General features: G+C 70.4%; 13 protein-coding genes. 9 read left to right on the top strand and 4 right to left on the bottom strand.

The genetic code is table 11. From position 1 onward, the window contains the following. Positions 1-75 precede the first annotated feature (75 nt). From oleC to ABB33_RS18035, 3 genes are all read left to right on the top strand, one after another. Positions 76-1,728 (top strand): olefin beta-lactone synthetase, encoded by a 1,653-nt coding sequence (gene oleC / locus ABB33_RS01770; RefSeq protein WP_056930926.1) that lies wholly within the window; start codon positions 76-78, stop codon positions 1,726-1,728. After that, entirely contained in the window at positions 1,725-2,723 is a 999-nt protein-coding gene (gene oleD, locus ABB33_RS01765) for a 2-alkyl-3-oxoalkanoate reductase (RefSeq protein ID WP_056930925.1), read from the top strand. Before oleC ends, oleD begins: the two co-directional genes overlap by 4 nt. Positions 2,724-2,825: 102 nt before the next feature. Continuing rightward, entirely contained in the window at positions 2,826-2,981 is a 156-nt protein-coding gene (locus ABB33_RS18035; protein ID WP_082394334.1) for a DUF1328 domain-containing protein, read from the top strand. 30 nt (positions 2,982-3,011) lie between these two features. On the opposite strand, the gene ABB33_RS01760 is transcribed toward ABB33_RS18035, so the two are convergent. Next, positions 3,012-4,223 (bottom strand): MFS transporter, encoded by a 1,212-nt coding sequence (locus ABB33_RS01760; RefSeq protein ID WP_054668211.1) that lies wholly within the window; start codon positions 4,221-4,223, stop codon positions 3,012-3,014. Between the two features lie 62 nt (positions 4,224-4,285). Beyond that, positions 4,286-5,389: a D-alanine--D-alanine ligase gene (gene ddlA, locus ABB33_RS01755; protein WP_054668209.1), complete on the bottom strand. Its 1,104-nt coding sequence runs from the start codon at positions 5,387-5,389 to the stop codon at positions 4,286-4,288. A 169-nt stretch (positions 5,390-5,558) separates the two neighbouring features. On the opposite strand from ddlA, the gene ABB33_RS01750 reads away from it, so the two are divergent. From ABB33_RS01750 to ABB33_RS01735, 4 genes are all read left to right on the top strand, one after another. After that, on the top strand, positions 5,559-6,206 hold the full coding sequence (locus ABB33_RS01750) for a ubiquinone biosynthesis accessory factor UbiJ (RefSeq protein WP_056930988.1): 648 nt from the start codon (positions 5,559-5,561) through the stop codon (positions 6,204-6,206). Next, entirely contained in the window at positions 6,203-7,870 is a 1,668-nt protein-coding gene (gene ubiB, locus ABB33_RS01745) for a ubiquinone biosynthesis regulatory protein kinase UbiB (RefSeq protein WP_056930924.1), read from the top strand. The genes ABB33_RS01750 and ubiB overlap by 4 nt, the downstream gene beginning before the upstream one ends. Beyond that, entirely contained in the window at positions 7,867-8,541 is a 675-nt protein-coding gene (locus tag ABB33_RS01740) for a Qnr family pentapeptide repeat protein (RefSeq protein ID WP_056930987.1), read from the top strand. Before ubiB ends, ABB33_RS01740 begins: the two co-directional genes overlap by 4 nt. A gap of 94 nt (positions 8,542-8,635) precedes the next feature. Continuing rightward, positions 8,636-9,400, top strand: a complete 765-nt coding sequence (locus tag ABB33_RS01735) for a pseudouridine synthase (protein WP_056930923.1) — start codon at positions 8,636-8,638, stop codon at positions 9,398-9,400. 111 nt (positions 9,401-9,511) lie between these two features. On the opposite strand, the gene ABB33_RS01730 is transcribed toward ABB33_RS01735, so the two are convergent. Together ABB33_RS01730 and ABB33_RS01725 are read right to left on the bottom strand one after the other, a co-directional pair. Beyond that, positions 9,512-9,901, bottom strand: coding sequence for an MAPEG family protein (locus ABB33_RS01730; RefSeq protein ID WP_054668203.1), 390 nt, complete (start codon positions 9,899-9,901; stop codon positions 9,512-9,514). 66 nt (positions 9,902-9,967) lie between these two features. Continuing rightward, the gene (locus ABB33_RS01725) at positions 9,968-10,948 is read right to left on the bottom strand and encodes a tetratricopeptide repeat protein (RefSeq protein ID WP_082594935.1); all 981 of its coding nucleotides are present in this window, start codon (positions 10,946-10,948) and stop codon (positions 9,968-9,970) included. 147 nt (positions 10,949-11,095) lie between these two features. Between ABB33_RS01725 and ABB33_RS01720 the strand changes: the two genes are divergently transcribed. Both ABB33_RS01720 and ABB33_RS01715 read left to right on the top strand, forming a co-directional pair. Continuing rightward, a complete protein-coding gene (locus tag ABB33_RS01720) occupies positions 11,096-12,157 on the top strand; it encodes a HEAT repeat domain-containing protein (protein ID WP_056930921.1) in 1,062 nt (353 codons plus the stop codon). Beyond that, positions 12,154-13,158: glycosyltransferase family 2 protein (locus tag ABB33_RS01715; protein ID WP_056930920.1), on the top strand; the 1,005-nt coding region annotated here is incomplete at its 3' end. The genes ABB33_RS01720 and ABB33_RS01715, both read left to right, overlap by 4 nt.

Below are 13,158 nucleotides of genomic sequence, written 5' to 3'. Positions count from 1 at the left end.
GGGTGAGGGAGGCGGAAAATTTTCCACGCGCCCGGGCCGCGCGCAAGAATTTTCTTCAGCGGCGACAATAGGAAGATGAACGAACCGTGCAACATCGCCGCGCGCCTGCCGCAACTGGCGCGCGAACGGCCCGACCAGATCGCCATCCGCTGCCCCGGCCGGCCCGGCCCCGGCGGCATGGCCGCCTACGACGTCGCCCTGGACTACCGCAGCCTGGACACCCGCAGCGATGCCATCGCCGCGGGCCTGGCCGCCCATGGCATCGGCCGCGGCGTGCGCACGGTGGTGATGGTGCGCCCGGGCCCGGCGTTCTTCCTGCTGATGTTCGCCCTGTTCAAGATCGGCGCGGTGCCGGTGCTGGTCGACCCCGGCATCGACCGCCGCGCGCTGCGCCAGTGCCTGGACGAGGCGCGGCCGCAGGCGTTCGTCGGCATCGGCCTGGCGCACGTGGCGCGGCTGCTGCTGGGCTGGGCGAAATCGGCCACGCGGCTGGTCACGGTCGGCACCCGCTGGGGCTGGGGCGGCACCACCCTGGCCAGGATCGAGGCCGCCGGGGCCGGCGCCGGCAGCCAGCTGGCGGACACCGCGCCCGACGACGTCGCCGCGATCCTGTTCACCAGCGGCTCCACCGGCGTGCCCAAGGGCGTGGTCTACCGCCACCGCCACTTCCTCGGCCAGGTCGAGCTGCTGCGCAACGCCTTCGGCATCGAGGCCGGCGGCGTGGACCTGCCGACCTTCCCGCCGTTCGCGTTGTTCGACCCGGCGCTGGGGCTGACCAGCGTGATTCCGGACATGGACCCGACCCGGCCGGGCAGCGCCGACCCGCGCCGGCTGCATGACGCCATCGCCCGCTTCGGCGTGACCCAGCTGTTCGGCTCGCCGGCGCTGATGCGGGTGCTGGCCGAGCACGGGCAGCCGCTGCCCACGGTGACCCGGGTGACCTCGGCCGGCGCGCCGGTACCGCCGCAGATCGTGGCGAAGATGCGCGGACTGCTGCCGGCGCACGCGCAGTTCTGGACGCCCTACGGCGCCACCGAATGCCTGCCGGTGGCGGTCATCGAAGGCCGCGAGCTGGAGGACACCCGCGAGGCGACCGAAGCCGGCGCCGGCACCTGCGTCGGCCGCGTGGTGGCGCCGAATGAGGTGCGCATCATCGCCATCGACGACGCGCCGATCCCGGACTGGGGCGACGTACGCGAACTGCCCGCCGGCCAGGTGGGCGAGATCACCGTCGCCGGCCCCACCACCACCGACAGCTATTACAACCGCCCGCAGGCCACCGCCGCGGCCAAGATCCGCGAGGTGCTGGCCGGTGGCGGCGAGCGCATCGTGCACCGCATGGGCGATGTCGGCTGGTTCGACGACCAGGGCCGGCTGTGGTTCTGCGGGCGCAAGACCCAGCGCGTGGAAACCGCCACCGGGCCGCTGTACACCGAACAGGCCGAGCCGGTGTTCAACACCGTGCCCGGCGTGCGCCGCACCGCGCTGGTCGGCGTCGGCGAGTTCGGCAGGCAGGTGCCGGTGCTGTGCTACGAACTGCTGCCCGGCACCGATGCGGCGGCGGTCGAGCCGCAGCTGCGCGCGCTGGCCGCGCGCCATCCGCACCTGGCCGGCATCGGCCACTACCTGCGCCACCCCGCCTTCCCTGTCGACATCCGCCACAACGCCAAGATCGGCCGCGAGAAACTCGCCGCCTGGGCCGCCACGCAACTGAAGGAGCACGCATGAAGATCCTGGTCACCGGCGGTGGCGGTTTCCTCGGCCAGGCGCTGTGCCGCGGGCTGGTCGAGCGGGGCCATGAGGTGCTCAGCTTCAACCGCGGCTATTACCCCGCGCTCGCTGCCTTGGGCGTGGGCCAGATCCGCGGCGACCTGGCCGATGCCAATGCGGTGCGCCATGCCGCCGCCGGCGTGGACGCGGTGTTCCACAACGCCGCCAAGGCCGGGGCCTGGGGCAGCTACGACAGTTATTTCCAGGCCAACGTGGTGGGCACCCGCAACGTGCTCGACGCCTGCCGCGCGCACGGCATCGGCCGGCTGGTGTACACCTCCACGCCCAGCGTGACCCACCGCGCCACCCATCCGGTGGAAGGATTGGGCGCGGACGAGGTGCCCTATGGCGAGGATTTCCAGGCGCCGTATGCGGCCACCAAGGCCATCGCCGAACAGGAAGTGCTGGCCGCCAACGGCCCGGAGCTGGCGACCGTGGCGCTGCGCCCGCGGCTGATCTGGGGCCCGGGCGACAACCAGCTGGTGCCGCGCCTGGCCGAGCGCGCCCGCGCCGGGCGCCTGCGCCTGGTCGGCGACGGCCTGAACAAGGTCGACACCACCTACATCGACAACGCCGCGCAGGCGCACTTCGACGCCTTCGACCACCTGGTGGCGGGCGCGGCCTGCGCCGGCAAGGCCTATTTCATTTCCAACGGCGAGCCGTTGCCGATGCGCGACCTGCTCAACCGGCTGCTTGCGGCCATGGGCGCACCGGCGGTGGAGAAGTCGATCTCGTTCAAGGCGGCCTACCGCATCGGTGCGGTCTGCGAAACGCTGTGGCCGCTGCTGCGCCTGCGCGGCGAGCCGCCGATGACGCGCTTCCTCGCCGAGCAGCTGTGCACCCCGCACTGGTATTCGATGGAGCCGGCACGGCGCGATTTCGGCTATGTGCCACGGGTGTCGGTCGAGGAGGGATTGCGGCGCCTGCGCGCCAGCGTGCAGGCGGCGGGCTGAGCCCGGCGGGGACCCATCATCTGGCGATCACGTCCCCGTCACCGTACCGCCACCGCGGTTTGCAGAGGATGGTGCCCGGGTTCTCACACAAGGGAGATGCTGATGCTCCACTACGCAGTCGTGTTCTTCGTCATCGCCATCATCGCCGCGCTGCTGGGCTTCTCCGGCATTGCCGGTGCCGCCAGCAACATCGCCTGGATCCTGTTCGTGGTGTTCCTGATCCTGGCGGTGATCTCGCTGTTCCGCAGGAAGGGATGACCGCCACAGGCGCAAGGCAATGGCCCCCGCTCAAGGCGTGGGGCCTGTTTTCCCCGGCATGGCGCGGCCGATGACGGGCAGGCCGGCAAGGCACAGGGCCGCGAACACGCCGCCGGCCCAGAAGGTCGCCGAGGGGCCCCAGGCATCCCACAGCGCGCCGGCGATGAGGCTGGCCGCGAGCAGGGCGATGCCGCTGACCAGGTTGAACATGCCATAGGCGGTGCCGCGCAGGTCGGGCGGCGCGGTGTTGGCGACCATCACCGACAACAGCCCCTGGGTCATGCCCATGTGGATGCCCCACACCGCGACGCCGGCGATCACCATGCCCCAGTGCCGCGCCGTGGCCAGCAGCACGTCGGACACGATGAGCACGGCCAGGCCCGCGCCCAGCAGATGGATATGGCTCAGGCGGTCGGACAGCTTGCCGAACGGATAGGCGCTGGCGGCGTAGACCAGGTTCATCGCCACCATCACCAGTGGCACCAGCGCCACCGCGATGCCGGCCTGCTGCGCGCGCAGTACCAGGAAGGCTTCGCTGAAGCGTGCCAGGGTGAAGACCGCGCCCAGCGCCACCACCCACCAGTACGTCCTGTCCAGCCGGCGGAGATTGTCGCGCCGGATCGGATTGCCGGGGCGCCCCGCTTTGCCCGGGGCCGGTTCGCGCACGCCCAGCAGCAGCACCACCACGGCCAGGACCCCGGGAATCACCGCCACCCAGAACACCGCGCGGAAATCATTGGCCCACGCCAGCATCAGCGCGACGGCCAGCAGTGGCCCGACGAAGGCGCCGACAGTGTCGAGCGATTGCCGCAGTCCGAAGGCGGCGCCGCGGATCGCGGCCGGGGTGATGTCGGCGATCAGGGCGTCGCGCGGCGCGCCGCGGATGCCTTTGCCCACCCGGTCGGTGAGGCGCGCGGCCACGATGAGCCCGGCGCCGGGGGCGAGCGCGAACAGCGGTTTGCTGAAGGCGCCCAGCGCGTAGCCCAGCAGCGCCAGTCCCTTGCGCCGGCCCAGCCAGTCGCTGAGCATGCCCGAGAACACCTTGACGATCAGTGCGGTGGCCTCGGCCAGCCCTTCTATCAGGCCGACCGCCAACGCGGTCAGGCCCAGCGTGCCGACCATGAACATCGGCAGCAGGCTGTGGATCATCTCCGAGGAGATGTCGGTGAGCAGACTGACCAGGCCCAGCGCCCAGACCATGGCCGGGATGCGCGGCAATGGGCGTGGGGGCCGGGCAGCCATGCGTGCAACTGCTCCCGGTCAGGTCCGCGGCGCGCGATGGCGGGCGACGCGGGCGGCCATCATCAGGCGCCGGTGATCGAGCTGCGCAGCGCCTTGTCGGCGGCGTGGCGCTCCAGTGCCAGTTCCACCAGGCGGGTGATCAGCGCCGTGTAGTCCAGGCCGCTGGCGCCCCACAGCTTGGGATACATGCTGATGCGGGTGAAGCCGGGCAGGGTGTTGATCTCGTTGATGACCACCTCGCCGGCCGGGGTCAGGAACACGTCCACCCGGGCCATGCCGGCGCAGTCCAGCGCCTGGTAGGCGCGGATGGCGATGCCGCGGATGCGCTCCTGCGCCTCGGCCGGGATGTCGGCCGGGATCACCGTCTCGGCGCCGTTGGCGCTGATGTACTTGGTGTCGTAGGCGTAGAAGTCGTCGTGCACTACCACCTCGCCGCAGACGCTGGCCTCGGGGTGGTCGTTGCCCAGCACCGCGCACTCGATCTCGCGGCCGACGATGGCCGATTCCACCAGCACCTTGTGGTCGAAGGACAGCGCCAGCGCCATCGCCCGGGCGAACTCGCCGGCATCGCGCACCTTGCTCACGCCCACCGACGAGCCCTGGTTGGCCGGCTTGACGAACAGCGGCGTGCCCAGCTGCGCGACCAGTGCCGCGTAGTCGGCGCTGGCCGCGGTGGCGCGGCTGAAGCACACGAACGGCGCCACCGGCAGGCCGGCATCGCGCAGCAGGCGCTTGGCCACGTCCTTGTCCATCGCCACCGCCGAGCCGAGCACCCCGGAGCCGACGAACGGCAGGTTGGCCATGCGCAGCAGGCCCTGCAGCGAACCATCCTCGCCCAGCGTGCCGTGCACGATCGGGAACACCACGTCGATCTGCGCCAGCGCCGTGGCCGGGTCGCTGGGCACCAGCTGCGCCTGTTCGCGGCCGGGCAGCACCGCCAGCGCGTTGCCGGAGCGGTTCAGCGCGATCTTCGCTGGGTCGCCGGGGTTGAGCAGGAACTGCTGCGGATCGCTCAGGTGCCAGTGGCCCTGTTTGTCGATGCCGATTAGGCTGACGTCGAAGCGCTCCTTGTCCAGCGCGTCGAGGATGTTCTTCGCCGACTGCAGCGAGACCTCGTGTTCGGCCGAACGACCGCCGAAGATGATGCCGACCCGGGTCTTGCCCATTGCCTGTAGCTCCTGCGCTTGCATTGATGCGCATAGCATGGGGGGAAAGCCGGCAATGGGGAACAGGCAGGCGCCGGCGCCGGTTTGCCGGGCGTCAGCCGCGGCCGTTGCGGCGCCCGCGCCCGCGGCAATGCCGTTGCCGGTTCCGCGCTTCGGTAGAATGCCGCGCATGCCTGCTTCCCCCTTCAAGTTCATCAAGCCGCTGGCCGGCCGCGCGCTGGAAACGGCGCTCAACCGTGCGCTGGCGATGGATCCGGACACCCGTGCCGCACTGGTGCCGCTGGATGGCCAGCGCATCGCCCTGACCCTGGAGTCGCCCGCGCTGGCGCTGCAGATCGGGGTGGCCGGGCAGCGCCTCACGGTCGGGCCGGTGGACACCGCGCAGGAGCCGGGCCTGGCCGTGCGCAGCACCCTGGGCGGGGTGCTGGCGCAGCTGCCGTTCCTGGCCAACGCGCGGCGCAGCCCCGGTGCTGCCCCGGCCGGGCGGGTGAAGGTGTCCGGCGATGCCGAACTGGCGCGGCGCCTGCAGCAGCTGGCCACGCGCTTCGATCCGGACTGGCAGCAGCCGTTCGTGGCGGTGTTCGGCGAGGTGCTGGGGGTGCAGGTGGCGCAGACCCTGCGCGCGGCACTGGCGCAGGCCCGCCGCAGCACCGCCGACCTGGCCCGGACCGCGGCCGAGTACGTGACCGAGGAGTCGCGCGACGTGGTGCCGCGGGCCGAGCTGGACGCCTTCCACGACGATGTCGATGCGATCCGCGACGACGTCGAACGCCTGGCCGCGCGCGTGGCCAGGCTGCGCAGCGGGGGTCGGGCATGAGGACGACCCGCGCGATGTTCCGCGCCAGCCGCATCGGCCGGGTGATGCTGCGCTACCGGCTCGACGACCTGTTCGACGGCACCCCGGCCGAACGCTGGCTGCGCATCGCCAGGCCGTTCGTGCCGCGCGCCCGCGGCGACATCGCCTCGCTGCCGCGTGGCGCGCGCCTGCGCCTGGCGCTGCAGGAACTGGGGCCGATCTTCGTCAAGTTCGGGCAGATCCTGTCCACCCGCCGCGACCTGGTGCCGCCGGACGTGGCGGTCGAGCTGACCCTGCTGCAGGACCGGGTGCAGCCGTTCGACGGCGAGCGCGCGCGGCAGATCGTCGAGCAGGCGCTGGGCCGGCCGGTCGCCGAGGCGTTCGCCAGCTTCGACACCGTGCCGCTGGCGTCGGCCTCGATCGCGCAGGTGCATGCGGCGACGCTGCCCGGTGGCCGCCAGGTGGTGGTCAAGGTGCTGCGCCCGGACATCGAGCGGCAGATCGACGCCGACATCGCGCTGCTCCGGTCGCTGGCCGCACTGGTCGAGCGCACCCATCCGCGCGCGGAAAAAATCCGTCCACGCGAGGTGGTGGCGGAAATCGAGACCACCCTGGCCGCCGAGCTGGACCTGCAGCGCGAGGGCGCCAACGCCAGCGTGCTGCGCCGCTTCTGGCAGGACTCGGACGACCTCTACGTGCCCGAGGTGATCTGGAGCCACACCGCCGAGCGCGCGCTGACCCTGGAGCGGGTCTGGGGCATTCCCTCGGACGACATCGCCGCGCTGGACGCGGCCGGCATCGACCGCAGCGCGCTGGCCGCCAAGGGCGTGCGCGTGTTCTACACGCAGGTGTTCCGCGACAACTTCTTCCATGCCGACGCGCACGCCGGCAACATCTGGGTCGACACCGACCCGGCGCGGCGCGACAACCCGCGCTTCATCGCGCTCGACTTCGGCATCATGGGCCAGCTCTCGGAAGAGGACCAGTACTACCTGGCCGAGAACTTCATGGCCATCTTCAACCGTGACTACCGGCGCATCGCCGAACTGCACGTGCAGGCGCGGTGGATGCCGGCCAGCGTGCGCATCGACGACCTGGAGGCGGCGGTGCGCGCGGTGTGCGAGCCGTACTTCACCCGCCCGCTGTCGCAGATCTCGCTGGCCGAAGTGCTGCTCAAGCTGTTCCGCACCGCGCAGCGCTACCAGCTGACCCTGCAGCCGCAGCTGATCCTGCTGCAGAAGACCCTGCTCAACATCGAGGGCGTGGGCCGCCAGCTCGACCCGCAGATCGACATCTGGGCGGTGGCCAGGCCGGTGCTCGAGCGCATCCTGCGCGAGCGCTACAGCCCGCGCCGCGCGCTGCGGGAACTGCGCCGCCGGCTGCCGGAGATCATGACCCGCACCCCGGACATGCCGGTGCTGGTGCATGCCTGGCTGCGCCAGCAGGTCGAGGGCCAGCACCAGCTGTCGATGCGCTCGCGCGACATCGTCAACCTCGACCAGACCCTGCAGCGCATGCAGCGGCGCGTGGTCACCGCCGTGGCCGGTGCCGGCCTGCTGGTGGTGGCGGCGCTGCTGCACGGCCTGCATGCCGGCGGCCCGCAGTGGGCCACGGTGCCGCTGTGGTCGTGGATCAGCGGCGGCGTGGGTGCGCTGGCGCTGGCCTCGGCATGGCTGCGGCGATGAACACCGGTGCCGTCGCGGCGCCGGCCATCGTCAGCAACGAGCGGATCGGCAGGGAGCGTTTCACCGGCGCCACGGTCGCCAACACGCATTTCCGCAACTGCGATTTCTCCGGCGCCGACCTGACCGGCACGACGTTCGTGAACTGCGTCTTCTACGATGCCGACACCCAGGCCGGTTGCCGCTTCAACGGCGCCCAGCTCAAGGAAGCCCGTTTCCACCAGTGCGACCTGAGCATGTGCGGTTTCGCCTTCGCCAAGGCGCTCGGGCTGGAGATCGTGGAATGCCGGGCGCAGGGCGCGGATTTTTCCAATGCCAGCTTCATGAACCAGATCACCGCGCGCAGCTGGTTCTGCAGCGCGGTGATCCGCCAGTCCAATCTTGCCTATGCCGACTTTTCCGGCGTGACGCTGGAAAAATGCGAACTGCCGGACAACCGCTGGACCGGTGCCAGCGTCGCCGGTGCGAGCTTCAGCGGTTCGGACATGTCCGGCGGGGATTTCTCTTCGCTGGACTGGCGTTCGGCCAACTTCACCCATTGCGACCTGAGCGGCTCGGAGCTGGGCGACCTGGACCTGCGCGTGGTCGACCTTGAAGGCGTCCGGCTCGATGCCCTGCAGGTCGCGCAGCTGATGCTGCAGCTGGGCATCACGGTCGGGCCGGTGAAGGCCTGACCCCGTTCCCGGCCCGGCCGGAGCGACCGCCCCGCCGCTCGCGGGGCATCCACGAAACGGGCCGCGCGGCGTGCCCTAGCAGGTGTGCCGAACCATGGATCACGACACCACGACATCGATGCCCGCGCGGGCGTTGCCGGTGCTGTACGCCGACGACTGGCTGGCCGTGGTCGACAAGCCGGCCGGGCTGATGGTCCACGACAGCAAGCTGGCGCGCGGCGAGGACGATTTCCTGGCCGACCGCCTGCGCGAGCAGCTGGGCCGGCCGATCTTCCTGATCCATCGCCTGGACCGCGCCACCAGCGGTTGCCTGCTGCTGGCCTTCGACCGCGAAACCGCCAGCGCGCTGGGCAAGGCGCTGATGGGCGGGGATGTCGGCAAGGACTACCTGGCCGTGTGCCGCGGCTGGCCGGCGGAGGATGCCTTCAGCGTCGACCACGACCTCGACGGCGGGCCGGGCAAGCCGCTGAAGAAGCCGGCCGTCACCCACTTCCAGAAGCTGCTGACCGGCGAACTGCCGGTGCCGTCCAACGGCTTCCCGACCTCGCGTTACGCCCTGCTGCGATGCCAGCCGCAGACCGGGCGGTTCCGCCAGATCCGCCGCCACCTCAAGCACGTGTTCCATCACCTGATCGGCGACACCAGCCATGGCGACGGCCGCCACAACCGCACGTTCCGCATGCACGGCGTGCACCGCATGCTGCTGCATGCGGCGCGGCTGTCGTTCCCGCACCCGCACGACGGGCGTCGCATCGAGGTGAGCGCGCCGCTGGATGCGGAGTTCCGCAAGGCATTCGCGCTGCTGGGCTGGGACGCCGACGCGCCGACCGGCGACGCACCGTCCCCGGGGCACGGCTGATCCGGCACCTGGCCGACCGGCCCCACCCGCAACCGGCGGCCCGTGCTGCGGCCCCGGCGCGGCAGCTGGGTTCCCTCAGCCTGCGCCGGGCCGTCCCTGCGCCGGCGGGGATCAGCGGCCGGCGGCCTGCGCGGCCAGCACGATCAGCGCCACGCTGCAGGCGAAACCGCCGAGCCACGCCAGGCTGCGCGGCAACGGCTTGTCGCCGACATACAGCACGCCATGCAGGACGCGGAACACCACGAAGGCGATGGCCAGCGGGTTGACCGTCGCCGGGTCCACGCCGGCCAGCTGCGCCAGGACCACGCCGGCGGCGAACGGCGCGAAGTTCTCGAACGCGTTCAGGTGTGCCGCATTGGCGCGCTGCACGACGTAATTGTCGCTCCTGGCGACCCAGGCGCGCGGATTGCGGTTGTTGTAGCCGGGCCGCATCTTGGCCACGGCCACCCACACGTAAGGCAGGATCGCGGCGATCAACACACACCAGTAAGCGGTCGACATGGGCTGCTCCGTCCGGAAAAGGTGGAGCCTAGCCGATGCCGCCGTCACGCGCCGTCAGCGGCCGGCTCAGCGTGGCGCGTCCGCCGGCTGTTTCAGGCGCTCCAGCAGCGCGTTGACCTCGGCGTTGTCCGGCGACTCGGCGTGCAGGCGTTCGAGCAGGGCGCGTGCCTGTTGCGTCCGGTCCTGCCGGTAGAGCACCTGCGCCATGCCCAGCATCGCGTCGTTGTCGTCGGGCGAGAGCCTGAGCGCCTGCTCGAACGCGGTGGACGCACCTTCCAGGTCATCCAGGCGCAGCAGCGCGAAGCCCAGCCCGCCCCAGGCGTCGGCCTTTGCATCGGCCATCAGCGTCGCCCGTCGGAATGCATCGCGCGCCAGCACGTTGTCGCCGAGGCGCAGCTGGATCCAGCCGGTGAGCACGTGCGCGGCGTAGTCCAGCGGCTGCACGGTGGCCAGTTCGCGCAGTGCGCCCGCGTAGTCGTCCTGCTCGTACAGGCCCTGTGCGCGTTCGTTGGCGAGCTGGCGCTGGCTGCGGCCGTGTTCGAGCGAACCGTCGAACTCGCGGGTGGCGACCTGGCCCGCGTGCTGCTCCAGGTAGTCGCGCACGCTGGCGGCGCGGTGCAGGCCGAGATAACAGTGGATGTAGACCGTGCCCGGGCTGGCGATGGCCGCCTCGGCCGCGGCGCGCGAGTTGCGCTCGTAGTCGGCCCCGAAGCGTTGTCCGAGGATGCTGCCCATCGGGAAGTTCAGGACCCGCATGCCCAGGCGCGCGGCACGTTCCTTCTCGTCCTCGAGCAACGATGCCTCGTAGGGAAGCTGCGGATTGAGCAGGCTGATGATGGTGGTGATGCCCTCGGCCTTGAGCCGGTGCATGTCCGCGTCCACCGGGTAGGGGCCGAACACGAAGCGCGCACCGGTGACCGACTGCTGCGCGCGCCACGGCTGCACCACGAAACTGGCCGGATGCAGCAGCACCCAGACCCCGGCGGCGCCGAGCAGCGCCACGCACGCACCGATGGCCAGCCACTTGTTTCTTAACGATTTATTCATTTCCCCACTCCCGATGCAGTTGCACGTTGGTGAGTATGTGTGATTATTGTGACGCAAATCACAAAAACTTTGCACCTTTTTACCGGTATTAGCCTAGAGATATTTCAACGCGGACATGGATGCCGCTTCAGCGACAGGGAGACCAGCATGGACAGTCTTTTGCACGGTTCGCCGGTAGTGGTGATTGCCTTCTGGGTTGCGGTGCTGACCATCACGATGTCCTGTCTCCTGCTGGCCGGGGTCGTGCTGCTGAGAATGCGCGCGTTGCGGCGGGAAAGGCGGGACTTCCGCGAGCGCGAGCATTGGACGCAGGTACTGAAGCAGGAGCTGGCCGGCGCGTCTCCCCCGGTGCGCAGGCTCGATGCGCGCCAGGCGCATGGTTTCATCGAGGCGTGGAACACGGTCCATGAATCGCTGCCGGAGGCCGATTCGCGCCGGCTGGCCGCGCTGGGCGAGCGTGTCGGCCTGGTCGACGCCGCGCGCCGGCAACTCGATGGACGCTACCACGACCGGGCGATGGCGATCATCGCGCTCGGCCACCTGCGCGATCCGCAGCTGTTCGACGAACTGTCCGGCTTCCTCGAGAACCCCAGCCCGATCGTTTCGCTGTGCGCCGCACGCGCGCTGGCGCAGATCGACCCGCCGCGGGCGATGGCATTATTCGTGCCGATGATCGCCTCGCGCGAGGACTGGTTCCCGGGCAGCGTGGCGCGGATCCTCACCGACAACCACGACGGCAGCGCGGCGCGCGAACTGTCCAGCGTACTGATGCGCGCCAACACCGACACCGCCGCGACGCTGGTGCGCCTGCTGGCGCGCGTCGCCCCGGCGCAGGCCGCCGGCGTGGTGCGGCAACTGCTCGACGCGAAGGTGGACGACCACGTCATCTCGGTGTGCCTGCAGCTGCTCGATGACCCGCAGGACCGCGAACGGGCCAGGCGCTTCCTCGATTCGCCACGCTGGCACGTGCGCATGCATGCGGCCGCGGCGCTGGGCCGCATGGGCGATCCGGGCGACCGCAGCCTGCTGGAACCGCTGCTGTCGGACAGCGTCTGGTGGGTGCGCTACCGGACCGCGCAGGCATTGCTGGTGCTGCCCGGCATGGGCGCGCAGGCGCTGCTGCAGATCAAGGAGCGGCTGGCCGACGCCTACGGCCGCGACATCATCGACCACGTGCTGTCCGAGCACCGCCTGGGGATCACGTCATGAACACCTTCTGGCAGATGCTCCTCGATCATTTCTACCAGGTGCCGTGGGTGCACCTGATGATCTCGCTGCAATGGTTCTTCATGGCCTACTTCGTGGCCATCAACCTGGCCTACCTGGCGCTGAACTACATCTCCGCGTACCAGATCGTGCGCTACATGCGCGAGCACCGCGCCAACTACCTGCCCGAGGCGCTGCGCGAGTACCAGCCGCCGGTGAGCGTGCTGCTGCCTGCGCACAACGAGGAGAAGTCGGTGGTGTCCTCGGTGCGCTCGCTGCTCAAGACCAGCTACCCCGACTACGAGATCGTGGTGGTCAACGACGGCTCCACCGACGGCACCCGCGAGGCGCTGATCGCGGCGTTCGGCCTGGTGATGGTGCCCGAGGCCTACCGCGCGCGGTTGAAGACCGAGATGGTGAAGGGGGTCTACGCATCGGCGACCCACCCGCGCGTGCGCATGGTGGACAAGGCCAATGGCGGCAAGGCCGATGCGATCAACGCCGGCATCAACTGCGCACGCTATCCGCTGTTCTGCGTGATGGACGCCGACAGCATCCTGCAGCCGGAAAGCCTGTCGCGGGTGGTGCGGCCGTTCCTGGAGGACCGCCGGGTGGTGGCCAGCGGCGGCGTGGTGCGCGTGCTCAACGGCTGCACCGTCAGCGACGGGCAGCTGTCCAAAATCGGCCTGCCAGACCACTGGCTGCCCAGCTTCCAGCTGGTCGAGTACCTGCGCGCGTTCCTGTTCGGGCGCGTGGGCTGGTCGCCGATGAACGCCCTGCTGATCATCTCCGGCGCGTTCGGCGTGTTCTACAAGGAACGCGTGGTCGCCATCGGCGGATACCGCGCCGATACGGTGGGCGAGGACATGGACCTGGTGGTGCGCATGCACAGCAGCCTGCGTCGGGAACGCCGCGACTACCGCATCGTGTTCGTGCCCGACCCGGTGTGCTGGACCGAAGTGCCGACCGACCTGAAGTCGCTGCGCAGCCAGCGCATGCGCTGG

This window comes from Stenotrophomonas acidaminiphila (genome assembly GCF_001431595.1).
GTDB lineage: Bacteria > Pseudomonadota > Gammaproteobacteria > Xanthomonadales > Xanthomonadaceae > Stenotrophomonas > Stenotrophomonas acidaminiphila.
The sequence above is the reverse complement of the archived record's forward strand: the minus strand, read 5'-3'. Positions and strand labels throughout refer to the sequence as shown.

Excerpts from the sequence above, each read along its gene's own strand:
- ABB33_RS01760 (WP_054668211.1), bottom strand. The coding sequence starts at position 4,223 with ATGGCTGCCCGGCCCCCACGCCCATTGCCGCGCATCCCGGCCATGGTC.
- ABB33_RS01740 (WP_056930987.1), top strand. The coding sequence starts at position 7,867 with ATGAACACCGGTGCCGTCGCGGCGCCGGCCATCGTCAGCAACGAGCGG.
- oleC (WP_056930926.1), top strand. The coding sequence starts at position 76 with ATGAACGAACCGTGCAACATCGCCGCGCGCCTGCCGCAACTGGCGCGC.
- ABB33_RS01720 (WP_056930921.1), top strand. The coding sequence starts at position 11,096 with ATGGACAGTCTTTTGCACGGTTCGCCGGTAGTGGTGATTGCCTTCTGG.
- ABB33_RS01730 (WP_054668203.1), bottom strand. The coding sequence starts at position 9,901 with ATGTCGACCGCTTACTGGTGTGTGTTGATCGCCGCGATCCTGCCTTAC.
- ABB33_RS01735 (WP_056930923.1), top strand. The coding sequence starts at position 8,636 with ATGGATCACGACACCACGACATCGATGCCCGCGCGGGCGTTGCCGGTG.
- ubiB (WP_056930924.1), top strand. The coding sequence starts at position 6,203 with ATGAGGACGACCCGCGCGATGTTCCGCGCCAGCCGCATCGGCCGGGTG.
- ddlA (WP_054668209.1), bottom strand. The coding sequence starts at position 5,389 with ATGGGCAAGACCCGGGTCGGCATCATCTTCGGCGGTCGTTCGGCCGAA.
- ABB33_RS18035 (WP_082394334.1), top strand. The coding sequence starts at position 2,826 with ATGCTCCACTACGCAGTCGTGTTCTTCGTCATCGCCATCATCGCCGCG.
- ABB33_RS01750 (WP_056930988.1), top strand. The coding sequence starts at position 5,559 with ATGCCTGCTTCCCCCTTCAAGTTCATCAAGCCGCTGGCCGGCCGCGCG.
- ABB33_RS01725 (WP_082594935.1), bottom strand. The coding sequence starts at position 10,948 with ATGAATAAATCGTTAAGAAACAAGTGGCTGGCCATCGGTGCGTGCGTG.
- oleD (WP_056930925.1), top strand. The coding sequence starts at position 1,725 with ATGAAGATCCTGGTCACCGGCGGTGGCGGTTTCCTCGGCCAGGCGCTG.